This window comes from Micromonospora arborensis (assembly GCF_003205615.1).
GTDB lineage: Bacteria > Actinomycetota > Actinomycetes > Mycobacteriales > Micromonosporaceae > Micromonospora > Micromonospora arborensis.
In genome coordinates, this window is the sequence record NZ_PYBV01000190.1 from 1 (window position 1) to 250 (window position 250).

Annotated in this window: 1 protein-coding gene; it reads left to right on the forward strand. The window is 62.8% G+C overall.

Annotated features, from left to right (window positions below; translation table 11 throughout):
- The coding region (locus C7C45_RS33385) for a transposase (RefSeq protein WP_208641543.1) at positions 1–154 on the forward strand (154 nt) is incomplete at its 5' end.
- Positions 155–250 lie beyond the last annotated feature (96 nt).

Below are 250 nucleotides of genomic sequence, written 5' to 3' on the forward strand. Positions count from 1 at the left end.
CTTCGACAAGGTGATCTACCGCAAACGTAACGTCGTGGAACGCTGCTTCAACCGATTCAAACGGTGGCGTGACCTGGCCACCCGCTACGCCAAACACGCATCCCTTTACCGCGCCAGCCTGGTCCTCATCGCTGCCGTCATCTGGCTTCCTTGATCGACAGGACAGGCCCTAGCCCCGGCGGTTGTTCAGCCAGCGTTGCAGGAGGTCGCCGGGGTCTTCGTCGGTGGGCTGCTGCTGGCGGTCCGGAAC